The organism is Pseudoalteromonas luteoviolacea CPMOR-1 (genome assembly GCF_001625685.1).
Classification (GTDB): domain Bacteria; phylum Pseudomonadota; class Gammaproteobacteria; order Enterobacterales; family Alteromonadaceae; genus Pseudoalteromonas; species Pseudoalteromonas luteoviolacea_K.
This window is the reverse complement of record NZ_AUYC01000011.1, coordinates 99089-121046: the sequence shown is the minus strand read 5'-3', so window position 1 is coordinate 121046 and position 21958 is coordinate 99089. Positions and strand designations below refer to the sequence as shown.

Annotated in this window: 2 protein-coding genes; both read left to right on the top strand. The window is 46.7% G+C overall.

Features of this window, described 5'->3' with window-relative positions; translation table 11 throughout:
- The first annotated feature begins 1 nt into the window (after window position 1).
- Entirely contained in the window at window positions 2-9883 is a 9882-nt protein-coding gene (locus tag N473_RS01625) for a non-ribosomal peptide synthetase (protein WP_063366433.1), read from the top strand.
- Window positions 9880-21924: a non-ribosomal peptide synthetase gene (locus N473_RS01620; protein ID WP_081220888.1), complete on the top strand. Its 12045-nt coding sequence runs from the start codon at window positions 9880-9882 to the stop codon at window positions 21922-21924. Before N473_RS01625 ends, N473_RS01620 begins: the two co-directional genes overlap by 4 nt.
- Window positions 21925-21958 lie beyond the last annotated feature (34 nt).

The following is a 21958-nucleotide window of genomic DNA, read 5'->3' as shown; positions in this document are numbered from 1 at the left end:
AATGGAAAATTCAGCGATTGAAACTTTATTGGCCGAGTTAGATGGCCAAGGCATTTTTGTATATGTGCAAGATGGGCGTTTGAAGCTCAGAAGTCGGCAAAGTGAGATACCCCCGCAAAAGTTAGCGCAGATAAGGGCTCATAAGCAAGCACTGATTGCATACATGCAGCGCCATCATCAAAAGTCAGGCAAGCTGTCACGCGCACAGCAGCGCATTTGGTTTATAGAGCAATATGAAACACACCTTAGCGCTTATAATATGGCCGGATTACTTCGCTTATCAAAGGCGTATAGTGCTGCACAGATAGAAAATGCCTTAAATGTGGTTTTGCAGCGTTATGACATATTGCGCAGTCAATTTAAGCAGCAAGATGGTGAGGCAATACAAAGCGTCAATCAGGATGTGAGGTTGGTATTACAAGTACAAGAGCGTGCCGCGCTCACCGGTTTTGAGTCTGCGGCTCGCTGCATACAGGATGAATTGTCTTATCAATTTGATTTAGATAATGAGTTATTAGTGCGCGCGCGGTTATTAACCGAGCAAGGTCGTGGTTATTGGTTATATGTGTGTATGCATCATATTGTTGCGGATGGATGGTCTATTCGCTTGTTTACGCAGTCGCTCATCGATGAACTTGAAGGGCAAAGTGCAACAGAAAAAACCTTGCAGTACTTGGATTTTGTACATTGGGAAAATAAATATCAGCAAAGCAGTGTCTATCAACAGCATTTGCGTTATTGGCAGCAACAATTAGCGGATCTCAGCGTGTTTGAGCTGCCGACCAGCACACCACGTGAAGCGCATAAGCAATATCATGGTGAAAAATTAGAGGCCTCCCTTTCACAGGAGCAGGCACACCACTTTTCATTGCGTTGTCAGCAATTGGGGATCACCGCATTTGCAGGTTACTTAGGGGTTTTTTACGCTCTGTTACATCGCTATGGGCAAGCTGAAGACATTACCGTTGGTGTGCCTGTTTTAAATCGTACTCAAGCTGAGTTTGAACAGGTTGTCGGCTGTTTTATTAATACCCTGCCAATGCGCAACTTACTTGATGGTCATCAGTCACTGCAACACGTGCTTAGCGAAACTCATCAACTGGTAAAAGCGGGACTTGAACATCAAAGTGTCGCGGTGGAAGAGATCATCGATGCGTTAGATTTAGCAAAATCGACCGCACACTCAGCGTTGTTCCAAGTGTTATTTAACTACAACGGAGTCGCTGAACAGGTGGTGCGCAATGATGGGGTCAGTGCGGAACTATTCGCGCTGGACAATCATACTGCTAAATATGATTTAACTTTAAATATCACAGACTTCAACAGTGGCGTGGTGTTGAGTTTTGATTATGCAAAACAGTTATTTGATGGCCGATTTATTGAGCAATTAAGTACAGATTATATCGCTTTAATTGATTTGGTTTGTGAGGGGGCTGAACAGGGAATTGGACAACTAACACTGCCTTCTACAAGGCAAGCCTCACCCCTTAAACAGATAGAACCGATTATTGCGCCAGTGAGCGTGATAGCGAGGCTTTATCAAAGTGCTCAGCGACACCCAGAGCGCACAGCCTTGATCCAGGCCAATGTTCAAAATGAACAAGGTCCATCCATCATGTGTTATGACACGTTGATCACGCAATTGGAAGGCGTTGCACGGCGATTATATACAGTACATCAGCCGGTATCATCACCGCTGACTTTATTAGTTCAACGTGATATTCAGAGTTTAATCTGGATGCTTGGCGCGATGCGAGCTGGCATTGCATATTTACCCATAGATGTTGACACGCCAACAGAACGTATCTTGGAAGTTATGTCGCAGGCGGACAGTCAGCGTATCGTGTGTGCCAGTGATAAAGTTGCGCATATTGCTGCTTTAAAAGCCAATGGGATAGAAATATTAGATGACAATGACCTATATGCGCTAAGTACTGAGCAACACTTACCGGCGATGCCGTCAGGTGAAGACATCGCTTATGTGATGTTCACCTCGGGTAGCACTGGTAAACCAAAAGGGGTAGTGATATCTCATCATGCATTGGCAAGCTATGTCATCGGCGTGTCTGAGCGTATCACGTTCAACCAAGAGACACGATCGGCTGTGGTAACCGGCCTTGCGACTGATTTAGGGCTAACGGGGATATTCCCGGTGTTTAGCGGGGGCGGGAGCATTTTACTGTGTGATGGTGCCGAACCTGAGAGTCTAGTGCAAGCATGTCATCAACACGAGGTGAATCTGATCAAGCTCACCCCTTCTTTTGCACACGCCTTACTTCCTTGGTTGCAGCAATCTGCTTTAAAAGTCGAGCAATGGATACTTGGCGGTGAAGCGCTCAGTTTGGAATTAACTCAGCAGCTGCGCGATTTGAATCATGACGCGCGATTATTTAATCACTATGGACCAACCGAGACATGTATTGGCGTTTGCACTTTTGAGATCCCAACCACTCATAAAGGACAAGTTGTGCCCATTGGGTTGCCATTTAACCATACTCAATTTGTGATTTTAGATGCACAACAGCTCCCCGTTCCCGCTGGTGTGCCAGGTGAGTTATATATTGGCGGTGAGAGTTTAGCCAGTGGCTATATTAATGCGCCACAGGCCACAGGTGGCGCGTTTGTGACTTTGACAGTCACAGAGTGTGATGCACGTCGCTTTTATCGCACGGGTGATCATGTGAAGTGCAATTTTGATGGCCAGGTTGAATTTTTAGGTAGATTGGATAAGCAAATAAAAATTAACGGCTTTAGAGTCGATATTGCTGAAATTGAAAGTAAGTTACATGCACTTGAGCATGTACAGCAAGTGGCCGTGATTTGTCGCCAAGTCGCACTGCAAAATGTGCTTGTGGGCTATTTTGTTAGTGAGCATAAAAACTCGGATTTGGTTCAAACGGAACAGCAAATCCGTCAGCAGCTAAAACAACAATTACCCATGCACATGATCCCCGCCTATTTGATCCAGCAATCAGCGCTGCCAAAGCTTAGCAATGGCAAGATAGATCGCAAGGCGCTGGAATCTTTGAGTATAGAAGTGTCAGAGGCAACGCGTGCACCAGACTCTGAACTCCATCGTCAACTATTGGGCATTTTTGCGTCTTTGACAGGGTGTTCAGGTATTGGCATTGATCATAGTTTCTTTGCCATTGGTGGCCATTCGTTGCTTGCTATGCGTTTGCTTAATGAGATCCACACGCAATGTGGTGTATCGCTGAGCTTAAAGCATATTTTTGCTAACCCCAGTATTGCAGAGTTGGCGATGTGCATAGAATCACAGGGGGAACAGGCTGAGTCATTGCCAGTGAGAAACATGCCTGAGCAAGCGCGCTACCCCCTATCTTTTGCTCAGCAGCGAATTTGGTTTATTGATCACATGCAAGGCCACAGCGAGCAATATCAATTACAAGGTGCATATCAAATTGAGGGCAAGTTGGACCGTGGACGTTTAACTCGGGCGTTTTCATCGGTTATTCAAGCACATCCAATGTTGCGTTTTACCTTCCATCAGGATAGCGAGGGAACAGCGTATCAAAAAGACAATGCGGATTCGGTGTTTGTGCTTAATGATACTGATTTGTCTGCGTACGCTGGCAGTCATCAACAACATCTTATTGATGATATTGTGGCGGCTGATATCAAACGCGGTTTTGATTTAAGCTCAGATCTAATGCTCAGAGCGTCACTTATAAAATGCGCTCAAGACCGTCATATATTGCTGATCACCATGCATCATATTGTATCTGATGGGTGGTCTATTGCAGTATTGGCCGATGCGCTGAATGATGCATATCGAGTGTGTGAACAGCAAATGTGCGCTATCGAGGCGCCTCAATTCACTTATTTAGATTTCATTGATTGGCAACACAGAGCATCGGAAACGGCCAATTGGCAAGTGAGTATAGATTATTGGCGTGAGGCTCTGTCGGGTATTGCGCAAGTGCATACCTTACCTACAGATAGAGCAAGGTCAAACGAGGCTGTGAAAGGGGGGGAACTTGCTTGCTTTGACGTGCCTTCAGCGCTTCAAAATACGATAAAAACATTCTGTCAACGTCACGGTTGCACCCGTTTCCAAGTGTTAAAAACAGCGTTTAGTCTGTGGATGAGTCGTGCGCAGCAACAGCGAGATATTGTGCTGGCAACGCCGGTGTCAGGACGAGAAAAACAGGCGTTTGAACCTATTATTGGCAACTTCATTAATACCTTGGTATTGAGAGATACGTTTACTTCTGGTACGCAATTTTGCACGGCCTTGGAGAGTAGTAAAGCACAGTTTTTAGCGGCACAATCCCATCAAGTGGTGCCATTTGATGTGTTGGTTGAAGCGTTAGAAGTGCCGCGAAATTTGGCGATACATCCATTGGCGCAAGTGGTATTTCGGGTCAATACCGAAGTTAATGAAATACTCCAATTACAAGATTTAGATGTGCAGTTGATGGCGCAAACCACTCGCAGTGCCAAACTAGATTTGGAAGTCTGTGTCATTGATGATGATAAAACGTGTTGTGTGGAGTGGCTATTTGATACGGCCCTTTGGGATACGCAGAGTATCGCTGATTTTCATGATCAGTATTTATGGGTGATAGAGCAGTGCCTTAATAACCCCGATATTGCTTTGTCTCAATTGCTGTTATGGCGACCTGATGCTGCACAAGCGTTTGTACGTGCAAGTCAATCTATTGATGTGACCACGTGTGACATGACTACCTGGGTGAGTCAATTTAGTGACATTGCGCAACAACATCCGCATCGAACAGCGTTGTGCTTTAGAGCGCAGAGTTGGTCATACGCAGACATTGAACGTGCAACCAATCAGCTGGCGCACTGTTTATTAGAAATGGCGTTTGAGCCGCAATCACGTATTGCATTGTTACTCCCTGAAGGGCCTTTGGTGCTGATTGCTATGTTAGGGGTCGGTAAGGCCGGCCACGTATACGTGCCACTGCATCAGACTACCCCCTCGGCAACGCTAGCGCATATTGTGACTGACGCGGATGTGATGTTGACACTGACGCTCAGCGACAATGCAGAGCTGCTTATCGATGCTGGCAGCGACTTCTTACTACTTGACGATGTATGGGACGACGATGGGATGTTGTCGCCTTACCCTGATACTATGCCAACGACTCATGAGTTGCCTGCGTGTGAGGTCCCCGTAGAAGCACAGGATTGCTATATCATTTATACTTCCGGCTCAACGGGACAGCCAAAAGGGGTGCCGATAAGCCACGGTAATTTGCGAGGATACCTAAATCATGCGCTAAGCAGTTATGTCGTATCAGAGCCGTTGCACAGTGTGGTCAGTACACCTGCGGCATTTGATGCCACGGTAACAGCCATCATACCCACATTAATTAGTGGTGGTATGCTGACTATGTTGCCACAGGGGGCATCGCTTATCCCTGAACTAATTGATCAACTTTGGGCAAAACACGCTTCATTATTTAAGTTAACTCCCGCTCACTTGCGTGCTGTTTTATCTATGACGCATGACAAGTCAAAGTGTGAAACCATGCACCGATTAATTGTTGGTGGAGAAGCCCTGCAAACTGATTTAGTAATTAAATTCAAAGACAAACTACCGAACTGTCACATTGTCAATGAATATGGCCCGACTGAGAGTACTGTGGGGGTCAGTGTATTTGATATCCCCGCGACCATGTCACTGACTGAGTTGGCGGATACACCCGATACGCCCATAGGTAGCCCCATAGAAGGGGCGACTTTATTAGTGGTTGATGAATTTGACCAGCCAGTAGCGCGTAATATGTCAGGTGAGTTGCTCATTGCGGGCAACATGGTGAGTAAGGGATATATCAATCAAGCTGAATTAACTGCGCAAAAGTTCACATTGCGCGCCATTGTGGCGAACCAAATACAACCTGTTTATCGCTCGGGTGATGTGGTGAAGTGGCAGCTTGATGAGCTCGGAGCACCTGTGTATTTACGCTATCTTGGGCGTACTGATGAACAAGTTAAATTACGTGGCTATCGAATTGATTTAGATGCCGTATCACAGTTTATTTTGGCGGTTGAAGGCATTGTTGATTGCGCTCTGACTGTAGATGACCGTGCACAAACTTTAATTGCCCATATTTTATGGCAGGAAGAGCCCCATTATAGTGATCGGCAGTTACGCCAGCAACTGACAGAGAGGTTGCCTGGATATATGATCCCCGCGGCGTTTCATGCTGTCACAGCCATGCCGTTAACTCGTAATGGCAAAGTCGACAAAGCGGCTTTGATATCGACCTATGAAGACGCGCAACAACACCTTGAGAAAAGCAATGTGATAGCGCTGCAACACGCAGATCTGACACCCTTGCAACAAACGCTCATGATGTTATTTCAGGCTGCGTTACCATCAGCCAGTATTGGCTTAGAAGACAGCTTTTTTGAGTTGGGTGGTCACTCGTTATTAGCAATCAAATTAGTCAGCCAAATACGTCAACAATTGCAAGTTGATATCACCCTACCACAATTATTTAAAACCCCAAGTGTACAAGCGCTAGCAGACGCGTTGCCCAGCTTTGACAAGCTGATCAGCGGCGATGAGATCCCCATTGTGTCGCGTACACAAACACTGCCTCTCTCTTTCTCACAGCAGCGTTTATGGTTAATTGATCAGTTGCAAAATGGCAGTAGCCAATATCATATGCCGGCCAGCTTTGTGTTTAGCGGTGAATTAGATTTGGTGGCATTTAATGACGCACTAGCCAGTATCATCGCGCGTCATGAAGTATTACGCAGCATCATACTGCCAGGCGCGAGTAATGAGTCTCCTGAGCAGTTAGTGAGAGAACAGGTTGAAGTGCCTTTGATCTTTGAAGATATCTCACTATTGGATGAGCGTGAAAAATGCCAGAGGGAAAAGCTACTCAAGTCACAGTTTTGCCAAAAAGACTTTGATTTAAGTCAGGATGTTATGTTGCGCGTCACCGTCATAAAACGTGCTCATCAGCGCTATTGGGTACATTTCAATATGCACCATATTGCCAGTGATGGCTGGTCTATGGCTATCTTAGTCAAAGAAATTATCGCGTTTTATCGTCACCATAGAGGTGAGGTGGGTTATCAGTTGCCGCATATACTGGCTCAACCGCTGGATATTCAATATGCGGATTTTGCCCATTGGCAAAGAGCGCAGTTTACGTCTGATAAGCAGCAAGTTGCGATAGATTATTGGCGTGAGCAGTTGGTTGACTGTCCACCTATACACCAGCTACCGCTCGATTTTGCTCGTCCAACCGTGCAAGCACTGGCTGCACAGCAATTCAAAGTCACATTAGATGAAGCGACTACGTCGGCGATTAAGTCTCATTGCCAAGCCGAATCAGTCACCTTGTTTATGTGGTTACATAGCGTATTTTCGCTGTTGATGATGCGCATGAGTGGTGAAGATGATGTGGCCATTGGCTCGCCAGTTGCCGGGCGGACTCAAAAACAACTTAACGACCTCATCGGCTTTTTCGTAAATACAGTGGTTATTCGTGCTCAAGCTGATAAGCGCCTCACGTTTAATCAGTATCTTACTAAGCAAAAGGCAGTGATTTTAGATGCATTTAAACATCAATCGTTGCCATTCGAGCAAGTAGTTGAAGCGGTTAAGCCTGAGCGTAGTTTAAGCCACCAGCCATTATTTCAGATTTTATTTGCACTACAAAACAATGATGTTGTTGATATTGACTTACCTGATCTGCATATTGAAGAAGCGCCTTTAGAGTCACTTAACCTTAAATTTGATTTAGAGGTTAATGCCGTAGAGCAAGGGTCCGAGATTGAATTAGAGTGGCGCTACAGCTGTGCTTTGTTTAATGAAAGCACCATTAAGGCAATGGCAGGGGCATTTAATGTCCTTATCGACGCGGCGTTATCTGGTCCTGATTGGCCCGTAAGTCGCTTAGCCATTCTAACACCTGAGCAGCAGCGTTTACTGGCCGAAGAGGCTGGGCATACCTGTGAGCATGATATTCCGGTATGTTTGCATGAGCGTTTTGAAAATGTCATGTATATGCATAAGGACAAAGTGGCTGTTATCGACGCAGGCGGTGACTCATTCAGTTATGAAACGCTTTGGCAGCGAGCGGGCTCCTTTGCAAGTCACCTATTGGCAAATGGGGTAAAGGCTGATGACAAATTGGCGGTATGCTTATCACCGAGCGCGGATATGGTGGTTGCATTACTTGCTGTATTACGTGCTGGGTGTGCATATGTACCGATTGACCCTAAATTGCCTGCCGCACGCATTCAATATATTTTGCAGGACAGCGAGTCGGCGGGAGTGATCAGTTGTGATGAATTGCTACGAGGATTGGCAAATTTGTCAGACTCTATTACACAATCCCCGCTGACCTTATTTTCAACAAACGATGATGGAAATTGGCCGGCACCGTGTGATCAAGGAGCACTGCCTAAACCGCATGTTGATGCGTTGGCCTATGTGATATACACCTCGGGGACTACAGGGCAGCCAAAAGGTGTCCAAATCAGTCATCAAAATCTTCATCACTATTTGTCATTCGCTATCAGAGAGTACACCAATTGTGCCTTGTCACGGGCGATTGTAAGCACACCAGTCGCTTTTGATGCCACTGTGACTTCCTTATGGGGCGGTTTGTTGGCAGGGCTAGGTATCGAACTGATTGATGACAATGACACCTTGTTAGCTGAACTAGCTAAGCGCTTGTTTAGTCATGAGTCTTATTTATTAAAAGTGACCCCTGCGCACCTAAAAGGTGTGTTAGAAGTGGCCAAACAGCTGTCATTAACACGCCAATTCAATGGACAGCACCGAGTGGTCATTGGCGGTGAGGTATTGTCATGCCAATTGCTCAAGGCATTGGATGTCTTTTTACCTAATACACAATGGTTCAATGAATATGGTCCAACAGAGGCCACGGTAGGCACCAGCACTTATCGCTGTGACAGCCATGTGATAGATCAGCTGATAGGCTCCGGTCAACATGATGTGCCAATTGGTCAAGCAATGCCTTACAGCCACTGTGTGGTGTTAGATGAGCTACAGCAATTTGTGCCAAATGGCGTATTGGGGGAGCTGTATGTGTCTGGTGATGCTATCAGCGATGGCTATTTAGGTAAGTCAGAACTGACAGACGAGAAATTTATCACATTGTCGTTGCAGCCTTCAGGGCAAGCGGTGCGTTTTTATCGCACTGGTGATAAAGCCAAGTGGCAATTTGATGAAGCATCAAATGCCATGCAATTACGGTTTGCCGGACGCATTGATCAGCAAGTGAAATTGCGTGGTTATCGTATTGAGCTGGATGAAATTGCGCACTATTTAGTGCAACAAGCAGAGATTAAAGAAGCTCAGGTGTTGTTGAACGATAAGGGAGACAATATCGAGGCATTTGTGGTGCTTGAAAATGACGGGCAAACAGTGCCATTGCCGCGGTTAGTCGATGAAATACGTGGTATCCAATATTGTGAGCAGCTTGCATTACAGTTACCAACTTATATGTTGCCGCATCGCTTTATTCAAGTAGCGCATTTGCCTTTGACCAATAATGGCAAGCTAGATACTCATTCCTTGAGAAGTTGGGCACAGCAGTGTCAAAGCAAGACTGAGGTAGTTGTGCCAAGCTCTGAGCTTGAAAAAGCGCTGCATCAAATTTTTGCTACTGTGCTGGCGGTAGACGAGTTTGGGATCACAGATAATTTCTTTACTCTGGGCGGGCACTCTTTGTTGGCAATTCAATGTGCTGGATTAATTCAAGAGCAGTTGAATATCGCTGTGCCGATGCGGGTATTGTTTGAGCGACCCACTATAACCGCATTGGTGAAGTGGATCCGGATCCACACTGCTTATGAACAAGCGCAGCTTAGTGATAGTGATTCATCAGAGGAGATGTTCCTGTGATAACGAGTCAGACACTAGAACTTGAATCGCTGATTGCCGAAGCGCTAGATGCAGGCGTCACGTTATACGAAAAAGATGGCCGCTTGGCATTTCGTCAAAAAGATGCTTTTCCCGAGGCACTTAAAAGCAAGGTCATCGCCAATAAAGCAGATTTAGTGGCTTATTTTCAACAACAGCAAACGCACACCGTGACGGCATATGATGGTGTTATCAGCCCGATAGCGCGCACCGAACTACTGCCGCTGAGTTTCGCTCAAGAGAGTATATGGTTTATTGAGCAGCTGCATGGTGGTCAACAGTATCACATGCCTGCCTCTTTTCGTATCTCAGGGAAGCTCAATGTTGATGCATTAAAATGTGCCATGACACAAGTGATTGCACGTCATGAAAGCTTACGTTGTCAGTTTCTTGCTGGGGAGGAATCAAATGGCAAGCCTTATGCGCGCATTATGCGAGACTTTGATACACCGTTTGAGTGGTTTGATGTCAGCCAGTTACCCAATGATGAGCAAGCCACACAGATTGAAAACCATATCCATGATTTTTGTACACGTGAATTTAAACTTGATAAAGGGGGGTTAATACGTGTTCTAGTGCTGTCTGATAAGGATCACCATCAGCTATTTTTTAATATGCACCATATCATTTCAGATGGCGCATCGATGGCGAATTTAGTGCACGAAGTGGCGACTATTTACAACGCCATTCTCGGTAACTTGCAGGTACAATTACCCACTTTAGCGCTGCAGTATGTTGATTATGCGGCGTGGCAACGAGCACAATTGGGTGATGATGACTTTGCGCCCCACCTGGCTTATTTTAAATCGCAATTAGCGGGCTTGGATCCGCTTCAGTCACTGCCTAGTGATAAACCGAGAATGGCCGTGCAAACTGATCAGGGGGCACGTTATGTGCAACGTCTGTCTCGTGATCTGACAGAGCGCATAATATCACTATCTAATGCGCAGCAGAGTTCACTTTTTATGTGGATGAGTAGTAGTGTTATGCTGTTTATTGGGCGATTGACCCAGCAATCTCGGGCGGTAATAGGTACACCAGTACTCGGGCGTGATAACCCTCAACTGGAACACTTGATAGGCCTGTTCGTGAACACCTTAGTGATGCATGCCGAAGTCGATGAGCAGCTTTCTTGTGAGCAATGGTTTGCAGCGCAAAAAGCGCGTAATTTGGCTGCGTTGGAATATCGAGCACTCCCCTTTGATAAACTAGTTGAACACCTAGGGCAGACACGAGATTTAAGTCATCATCCTGTGGTGCAAATCTTATTTTCATTAACCCAGCCTGATGCGCAAACTCTGACGTTAAATGGGCTTGAAGTGGAAGAGTACAAAGCATTAGATGCACAAAGCGTTGCGGTAAAGTGTGACCTAGAGCTACACGCTCAGTTTGACGGAGAGGCATTGGTTATTCACTGGAAATATGACAATGACCTTTACCACAGGGAAACGATTCAAAATTGGGCAAGTAGCTTTACGGTGATGCTCGAAGGCATAGTCAATCACCCGACTATGGCTGTGGGTGATGTGCCATTATTGGATGTATTACATGCCAACCAACTGCTCTCTCAGCCGCAGTGCCAGTCCAGTTGGCCACAGCAACACAGTATCGTTTCGTTACTTGAACAGCAAATCATGCATGCAGGTTTGCGCATTGCGGTGAAAGATGGTGCGTCTTCACTGACTTATACCCAGCTTGGACAGCGTGTTGATGCGCTTGCCTGTGCGTTAATTGCTGAAGGCGTAAAGCCTCAGCAGTTGGTACCTGTGAGTATGACGCGCAGCACCGACATGGTGGTTGCATTATTGGCGATTCTAAAAGCGGGCGGTGCTTATGTCCCTATCGACCCAGATTACCCACAAGAGCGAATTGAATACATCCTATCGGATATCAACAGTGATTTGTTGGTGTGTGATGAGCAAAGTGCTGCGTTGTTTTCCCAGCTTGCAGTGCGATGCATTGTCGCAGATAGAGCGATTGACACGCACAGTGGACGTCAATTTGTTGCGCCAAAGGTACTGCCGGATCACCTAGCCTATGTGATCTATACCTCAGGGACCACAGGCAAGCCTAAAGGGGTGCAAATAGAGCATCGCCATGTCGTGCGGTTGCTGTTCACAGAGCCAAGTTTATTTGATTTTAATGAGCAAGATGTGTGGAGTCTATTTCACTCGTTTTGCTTTGACTTTTCGGTCTGGGAAATGTACGGCGCGCTCTTGTTTGGCGGCAAGTTAGTGGTGGTTGATAGTCACACGGCAAAAGACACCGAGGCGTTTGCTAGGCTACTGCTTCGCGAAGGCGTGACGGTATTAAATCAAACGCCGAGTGCGTTTTATGTGCTACAAAGCTGTATGCAACGGCTGGTGGAAGAAACCCATCAGCCGCCAGCAACTCGATACGTTATTTTTGGTGGCGAAGCGCTGCAACCGAGCAAAATAAAACTCTGGCGCAAGCTGTTGCCGTCATGTCAGTTAATCAACATGTATGGGATCACAGAAACCACGGTACATGTCACCTTTAAGCGCCTCAGTGATGACGACCTTGCTGTTGGTCAAAGTAACATAGGTAAACCCATCCACACGACATCTAGCTATGTGTTAGACAACCAACAGCGCTTACTGCCGCAAGGTGCCATTGGCGAGCTATATGTCGGCGGTGAAGGTGTTGCACGGGGTTATTGGCAACGACCAGAGCTCAATCAGCAGCGCTTTGTTGAGCTGAGTTTAGCAAAGGGGCATAGCGAAAGGCTGTATCGCTCAGGAGACTTGGTACGACTGCTACCGGACGGCGAAATGACGTATATTGGTCGTATTGATGATCAAGTTAAGGTACGTGGATACCGTATTGAGTTGGGGGAAATAGAAAATCAGATCAGGATGCACCCTTGGGTTGATGAAGCGGTAGTGATACTCAATCAGCACCCAGTTAAAGGGGCGTACATTGCGGCATTTATTACTGAAGGTACTGGTGCGGACTTTACTGATTTAAGTGTCCAGCTAAACACCTTTCTAAAAGTGAATCTACCTGATTTTATGTTACCGAGTTTTACGCGCACCGTGTCCAGAATACCACTGACAGTGAATGGCAAGGTAGATAAAAAAGCGTTGTTATCTTTGACTGAAACAGATAACGATAAAGCTCCCTTTGAAGCGCCAATGACACCTGTCGAAATACACGTTGCAGAAGCGTTCAAATCGGTATTGCAATGCCAGCACGAAGTTGGTTTGCAGGATGACTTTTTTACACTGGGTGGGCATTCATTACTGGCAGTGGAGCTGTGTTATTACTTAAAAGCACAGTTTGGCTTAGATGCTGTGCTTTTTGAGCTGTTCCAATATTCAAGTGTTAAAGCGTTAGCGCAGCGACTGGCTGATAAAGCCTCTGTAAGTGAGACATCGGTTGACCCAGTATTGTCGTGTAAACAGCGAATACAGGGCCCTGTATCGTTTGCTCAGCAGCGGTTGTGGGCGTTAGATAACATTCAGGGCGCTGAGCAAGCAGGGGCTGTTTATCACGTTCCCATGTCATTTTTACTTAAAGGGGAATTGAATGTAAGGGCTTTTGAAGCCGCTTTACAGCAGGTGATTCAGCACCACGCTATTTTAAGAACAGTGATCTGCACAGATCAATCCGGCGCACCGCAACAGCGCGTTCTTGTCCATTATTGTCCACCTTTGCAGATTGTAGATGTCGCTGATAAGTCTACTCAGCAGAGCGCCCTCGCATGGCTAAAACTACAACGCGATGATGACCAGCAGGCGTTCGACCTTGAGCGAGACTTGATGATCAGAGTGTACTTGCTGAAATTATCGCAAAGAGAGTTTAAGTTACGCATAAATGTGCACCATATTGCCTGTGATGCGCACTCTTTACGACTTATCGTTGATGACCTCGCCCTTGCATATCGGCACGCGTGCGATGGCACTAAAGCTGACTTGGGTTGTGAAGCAGCTAAACAAGTGACCTATCTTGATTATGCAATATGGCAACAAGCACAGTGCCAAGATGCGACACATCACGCATTTTGGCAAGACTATTTGGCAGGGGCTCCTCAGGTGCATGAGCTGGCCTTGGATGGGGTGCGTAACAACAAATCTCAGCAACTCGGTGCAAAACACACAAGCCATTTTGATAGCACTTTGTCTGAACACATCACTTTGCAATGCCAGCGTTTAGGGATGAGCCATTTTATGTGGCTACACACGTTATTCTCTTTGTGTATTGCCCGTTGCAGTCAAGTATCTGATGTGGTGATTGGTTCGCCTTTTTCAGGGCGTCATCATGCTCAGCTCAAAGACATCGTTGGCTTTTTTGTCAATGTACTCCCCATCCGCATGCAATTTACACCAGAGATGACGATCGAATCCTTATTGGCTGCGCAAAAAGCACAAATTTTAGCGATACATGAGCATCAAGCGGTGCCGTTTGAGCAAATATCAGCGCTTTGTGAACCGCGAACAGACCTGAGCCATCACAGCTTATTTCAAATCAGCTTTGCGTTTGACCCCAAAGATCACACTGAATTGACATTAGGCGACATACAAGTCACTGCATTGGATGAGCTTAATAGTCAGGCAAAGTTTGAGCTCGACTTAACCTGTAGTGAGCAGTCTGATGGCATACGGCTCAATTGGGTTTATGATAAAACCCTATTTTCTCATCATTCAATCGCGGGATTGGCTGAAGCGTTTGAGGTCATGGTGACAGCAGCGGTGACAAACCTAGATCAGCGGGTAACTGAACTGCCATTAGTAAAAACTGAAACATGGCAAAAACAGATATTATGCGGTGAGCAACACGTGCTGTGCTCGCCGAGCGTACTGCAGCCTATTTGGGCTCATCAGAATACCGAGTCTGCCAATCGAACGGCACTTGTCGACAGAGATGGCACATGCATTACTTATGGCGAGCTGCTATCAGCTGCCGAGCAGCTTGCTGTGTATTTAACTGAGCAAGGGCTACAAAATGACGACCGAGTTATGGTCTGCCTACCAGCTGGGAGTCGGTGGATCACCTCACTGCTTGCGGTGATGCGAGTTGGCGCATGTTATGTGCCAGTTGACCCTAGCTATCCACAGTCTCGGATCCACTTTATTGCCAAAGATAGTGAGTGTAAGTTTGTGCTAACAAACTCTTTGGGTTTTGATTTGTTTAATAATAAGGAAGCGAGCTCGGCTCAACTGATTGATGTAGAAGCCCTTGATGTGATGTCTGCTCAAGGGAGGGCGTTGCCGTTGCTCCCTGCAAATTCCGCGCAGCTCGCTTACGTGATCTACACCTCGGGGACTACAGGTCAACCAAAAGGGGTTATGAATACCCATCAAGGATTAATGAACTTGTGCCAGTGGCATCAGCGTGCGTTTGCCGTAGATAGCCACTCTGTAGCGACACAAACAGCCAGTGTGGCATTTGATGCCGCGGCATGGGAAGTGTGGCCTTATTTGGTGGCGGGTGCGCAATTGGTATTTTTACCAAAAACTACCTTTAGTGATGCACGGCGTTTGACGCAAGCAATGCACACGCACCAAGTGACCCATAGCTTTTTAGCCACACCGGTTGCGCAGGCGGTTTTAGCTGACAGCGAGTTTAGCCCGAAGTCATTGCGTTACTTGTTGGTTGGTGGTGACAAATTAGCGCCAGTGGATACCGCGGGGCATCCATTTGTCCTCATTAATAATTATGGGCCGACGGAAAGCGCAGTGGTAGCCACTTCTGGCCTCGTTGACTCGGGCGCAACAACGCCAGATATTGGTCTGCCTATTGATAATACCCAACTACTCATTTTAAACGCGCAGCAACAATTGCAACCCATCGGTGCGATCGGCGAGCTTTGCATTGCAGGCGCCAGTTTGGCAAGTGGATACTTGGGCCGCACAGCGCTTACCAATGAGCGCTTTATTAACTGGCGTACGGCCACTGGTGAGTCAATACGAGTATATCGCACGGGGGATTTGGTCAGGCAGCTTGAAAATGGGCGATTAGCTTATATTGGCCGCAATGATGACCAAATAAAACTGCGCGGCTATCGCATTGAACTGGATGAAATTGAAAGCCAACTACATGCCTTACCTGAAGTAGAGCAAGCCACTGTCTTGTTGTGTGATTCAGGTAATGCGGGCGCCTGTTTAGTGGCCTTTGTCTGTCAAACAGCTGCTTTGGGTGAGCAAACACTTTCTAAGCAGTTAGAAGGTCAACTTCGTGATGAGTTGCCAGCGCATATGCTACCCAGTGAGTATGTATTGTTGACTGAGATGCCGCTGACGCCCCATGGCAAGGTGGATAAGCAAGCATTATGCATGCAAGCAAAACATCATATCAGTGTGCCAATAGCAGGTTCGAAAGGCATTGAAGAAGTACTCCCAAAATCGAGCCGTGCGTTATTACAGGTTTATCGTACATTACTGAAACGGCCTGATTTACAGCCTGCTGATGACTTTTTTGCCATGGGTGGAGATTCAATCTTAAGTATTCAAATTGCCACTCGGGCACGGACACTAGGCTTTGATTTATCCGTCTCTGATGTGTTGACTTATCCAAGTGTCGCGCAGTTAAGTGCACATATCTCGCAGGCCTCTCTGAGCATAGACCACGTATCGAGCAATCAAGTGACTTATATGCCCGGTCGTGGAGAAGCGGATCGATTGCCCACACAGCACTGGTTCTTTGAGCAGCAATTTGCATTGCCTACGCACTGGAATCAAGCGGTGATGTTGGGGCTAGATAAAAATGTCTCAGCGGGGCAATTAGAAGCCGCCGTTACAGCGCTTATCGCACGTCATGACAGTTTAAGGTTGGCGGTAGCGGCTTGCAACACATTGCATTTTATTGATGGGCTTTGTGCATCTAAGGTTGTTCATAAGTGTGACCTGAGCTCTAAGGATGACTGGCAGGGCACATGGCAGACTACCTGTCAGCAATGGCAGCAGAGTTTTCAATTTAATGGCTCGCCTTTAGTGCGTTTTATCATGGCAGATACGGGTCAGCAAGACGACAAAAACCGCGTGTGTATCATTGCCCATCACTTGATCATTGATGGGGTATCTTGGCGTCTTGTATTAGAAGATTTAGCTCATGCTTTGCACGCCACTGTTACTGAAGAGCCCCTCTCCTTAGTGCCTCCTAAAGTCAGTATTCAACAAGTGTCGCAGGCACTGCAAGGTCATGTTGCACATCGCGCTAAAATGGATGATTGGTTGCCAGCAGTGCAAGCTGCTCGTAAGCAAACATACTTTGACATACGCGAAGAAACAACCGCACAGGTATCAGTTCACAGTCTGCAATTAAAGCTGACGACAGCGCAGACGCAAGCTCTACTGACAGAGGCCAATACGGCTTATGGTACGCAAATTCAAACCTTATTACTGGCCGCGGTGCATCTGGCATTATTTAAGTTAACTGATGCGCAATCTCATGTGTTGATGATGGAAGGGCATGGTCGAGAGGCATTACAGGGCCAGATTGATGGCAGCGAGACTCTGGGGTGGTTGACTGCCCTGTACCCACTGCATCTCTTTATAAATGCCACGACAGTGGGAGACATGATCTGCGCAGCTAAAGAGGCACTGGCTGCAGTGCAAGACAAAGCCAGTGATTATGGTACATTGCGTTACTTGCATTCAGATGTAAAAGTGAGAGAGGCATTGGTGATAGACACCAGAAAATTGGTGTTTTTTAACTACCTTGGTCAACTAGATAGCGTGATCCACAGTGCGGGTCCACTTAGTGATGTGCATGAGTCTTGTGGGGACTTGATAGCACTAGAAAATCATTGTTTTTACGCGATGCAGCTGACGTCTTCGATTCAAGCTGAGTGTTTGCGCATGCACTGTGACTTTGATGCAAAGCAAATATCTCAGGCCACGGCTGAGGCGTTTGTCGCTCAATTACAAAGCGCGATAGATGAGGTACTTACGCATTGCTCACAGCAAACAACGCGTCATTACACGCAAAGTGACTTTAAGTTACTGCCCACCTGTTCTAATCGAGGACTCGCTCAGCTACTCGCCCAATACCCTGAGCAGGCTGTCGCAGACATTTACCCGCTTAGTCCACTACAGCAAGGGATGTGGTTTCAAACTCAGCTAGCAGAAGCGCAGGCCCAAGCAACAAGTCCTTACCTCGAGCAATGTTGCTTTACGTTTGCTGGCGACTTTGATTGCGAGGCGTTTATCTATGCGTGGCAACAAGTCATCAAGCAGCACAGTATTTTACGCAGCGCGTTTACAACGCTTGACGGCCAGCCAGTGCAAGTGGTGTTAGAGCAGGCTGCAGCCCCAGTTGAGTTGGTGGATAGTCAAGGGCAGGAAGAGCAAGGGGGTTGTTTTGAACAGCTAGCTCAACAAGCGTATCAGCAAGGTATAGTACTGAACCAAGCATCCTGTATGCGATTGCAACTGGTGTTAATGTCTGAGCAGCGTGTTGGCTTTATCTGGACCTATCACCATATGATCATGGATGGCTGGTCATTGCCAGTTTTATTTAGTGAGTTGCTGCGCTTTTATGCTGCGCGCATAGATGGTCAAGCTGCGGCGATACACTCAGATAACTTTGCAGAGTATATTGCCCATACACAACAGCGTGATCGCGCTGAAGAAGCCGCATTTTGGCAAGCATATCTTGGCGATATGGACTCACCGACTTTGATTAGTGACAGTTTTAAAGCCACACCATCTGAACCTGTGCAATATCATGAATACCATCAGGTACTGAGCGAATCACAGTGCCAAGTGATGGCTAAAACAGCCTCAGGGCTTGGGCTGACTACCAATCAACTTATCCAAGCTGTCTTCGCTTATTGGCTGAGTGTTTGCTTGGGTCGCAATCAGGTGATGTTTGGTCAAACAGTTGCTGGACGCCCGACTGCGCTTAGCAATATGGCCAGCCGTGTTGGTCCTTACATTAATACCCAAGCGGTTTATACCCAGATAGATATGCAGATGTGTGTCGCTGACTATTTGCAGGGGTTCAAAGCCAATGTGACTGCACTCAGTCAATATCCACATAGCAGCTTAAGTGATGTGCAAACATGGAGCCAAATAGACAATCAGCAAGATTTGTTTGATGTACTGTATGTGTTTGAGAACTATCCGACCGATCCCTTGTCCCAAGGGCCGAGCCTGCCATTTGAAATCGTAAGTAGCGACTATCAAGATCAAACCCACTATCCGCTCTCCCTTGTGGTGGGGGGAGATAAGCAATTGTCTTTGACTCTGTGTTATCAAACCAGTGTACTAAGCGAAACACACAGCCAGCACTTTGTATCAATGTTGGCCCAGTTGCTCGAACAAGTCTGTGAGCAACCGACACAACAGCTGTGCACATTGTCACACACCTTACATGGGCAAATTGAGATCGAATTTACCCGCTTTGAAATGGTCGATAAGGCACATATGTTAGACGAGCCTGCGTCACAGGCTGAGACACTTGCAGATGCATTTGTACAAACAGCGGCTGTAAACAGCAGTGAGACGGCCTTGGTCTACTTTGATAGCGGGGATACCAGCCCCAACGCGTGTTTAAGCTATAAAGAGCTAGATGTGCAGAGTAATCGACTCGCCCACTGGCTGGTGGAGCAGGTGGGACACAGTGACTCGCAGCCGATTGTCGGAATTGCGATTGAGCCCGGACCTGATCTGATTATTGCCGTTTTGGCGGTATTAAAAGCGGGCGCGGCGTATGTACCGATGACATCGGCATTGCCGCTACAAAGAAAACAGCTGATAGTGGCATCGTGCCAAGCCGCATTAGTATTAACGGATAGCGCGATTTGGCAAGATCAGGATGTACCATGCCCCACTTATCAAGTTGGTGATATTAATGCGCAACTAGATTGCTATTCAGGCGACGCTTTAAAATCAACAAGCTTAGGGTCTGATCTGGGCTATGTGATTTATACCTCAGGCACCACAGGCGTGCCAAAAGGAGTAATGGTAGAGCAACGCAGTATCCTTAATTATGTGCGCAGCTTGTCTGCGCAATATGAAATAACACGCGCAGATAACTACCTGCAATTTGCGAGTTTTAGCTTTGATGTATTTGCAGAGGAAGTATTTTGCGCCTTGCTCAGTGGCGCAACATTAGTGATGGCTGAGCCGTCTCAGCTGCTTGATTCTGCAAGATTATGCGAATTAACCCATGATGCAGACATTAGCTTAATGAGTTTGCCCACAGCCTATTGGCATCAACTGTGTGCAGCACCTCAAGCATTTAGCTCATCGCTGAGATTGATCACCATTGGGGGTGAGCAAATGCAGCTGGCAGCACTCAAATCATGGCAAAAAAATCAAGGCCCTCAGATACGATTGATCAATGCTTACGGGCCAACTGAGAGCACCATTTCAGCTACCTTGCAAGAAGTAACGGATTGGCAAGATGAAGACATTGCCATAGGTCGTCCTGTCAACGGCTTGCAATTACATGTGCTAGATGCGCAGCTCAGGCCGCTACCTCAGTATGTGACTGGTGAGCTTTATATTAGTGGTATCGGCCTTGCGAGAGGCTATTTAGGAGATACGAAAAAAACCGCTGAGGCATTCATCATTGACTCTCATACCGGGTTGAGATTGTATAAAACTGGTGACTTGGTGAAGGTGAATGCGCGCAACGAAGTTGTCTTTTTAGGTCGCCGAGATGGTCAAGTCAAGGTTAGAGGGTATCGTATTGAACTTGCTGATATTGAAAGTCAGGTGATGGCCATAGAGGGCATTGGTAATTGTGCGGTTGTGGTGCGCCAAGACAGCAGTGGCAATGAGCAATTGGTGGCGTTTATCGAGTCGGCATGTTTACAGGTGGATGCATCAGCGCTGCGCGAGATACTAAGCACTCAGCTACCAAGTTATATGGTCCCACAACTTATCACCTCAATCGATGCGCTGCCCCATACCAGCAGCGGTAAGCTAGACCGCAAAGCGTTAGTGGCGCGTGCAAAAGGGCTCAGCGTGCAAACTCACGCGAAGGAAAAGCCGCAAAGTCGCCTTGAGATTGGTATTGCAGCGCAATTTGCTCAGCTGCTTAAAGTTGACCTTGTCGGGCTAGACGATGACTTTTTTGTGCTCGGTGGTCACTCCTTGTTAGTCATGCAGTTGGTGGCCGAGATCCAATCTCAATTAGCAATTACGGTGCCTTTAGCTGCTGTGATGCAACATAGCACAGTGCGGTCGCTGGCCAATTTTATAGATACCCAGTGTGCCACGCAGTCTCAGCAGGATACATCACCGACAAGCATCATGTGTTTACAGCAAGGGGAAGTGGGCTTTACGCCTGTGGTGCTGATAGCGGGCGCAGGCGGCTTGCTCATTTCATTTGTTCAACTAGTAGATAAACTTGACGCACGCATTCCTGTTTATGGTTTGCAGCCAGATTTAATAGCCGACAAACCTGACGTGATAGGCGATATTCATCAGACAGCGAAACATTACCAGCAAGCACTGGAGCGCGATTTTGAACAAGTCCACGTCGTGACACATTCATTTGGTGCATTCATTGGCTATGAACTGTGTCTTCTGTCGCAGCACAGTGAATTGACGTGTGCCTCGTTGACCATTTTAGATACCCCGCTGCCCAGTCAGCCCTGCGCGTCTGTTGATGAACGGCAAATTGACGCATTTGTGTTACATGACTTATGTGAATTTTTCAGTCTTTCGCCGCGACAAAATGAAATTGAGCACTATAGTCAAATGGCTGGAATGGCAAAGTTTGCGCTTTTATCGGATTGGCTCTCACACGTTGACGTGCATATGTCAGCACAGCAATTAGCAACATTTTATCAAGTATATAAAGCTCAGTTGTTATCGAATGTGGTGATTGATACGCCGTTGTTGAATGTGAAAGTCAACATCATCAAAGCGGCAGACACCAAAGAGTTTGAGGGGCGAGCAGTGAAATTAGACATGGGCTGGCAGCGTGTGGTGGCGAACCTTACTGCACTGGAAGTAGCAGGAGATCATCTATCAATTTTACAAAACAAGGCGGACATGCAAGCGCTTGTTACGCAGATAGAAAAGCACTACATACTGTACAGTTAAATGTAAATATTATGTTGTAATTTTATCTTACCTA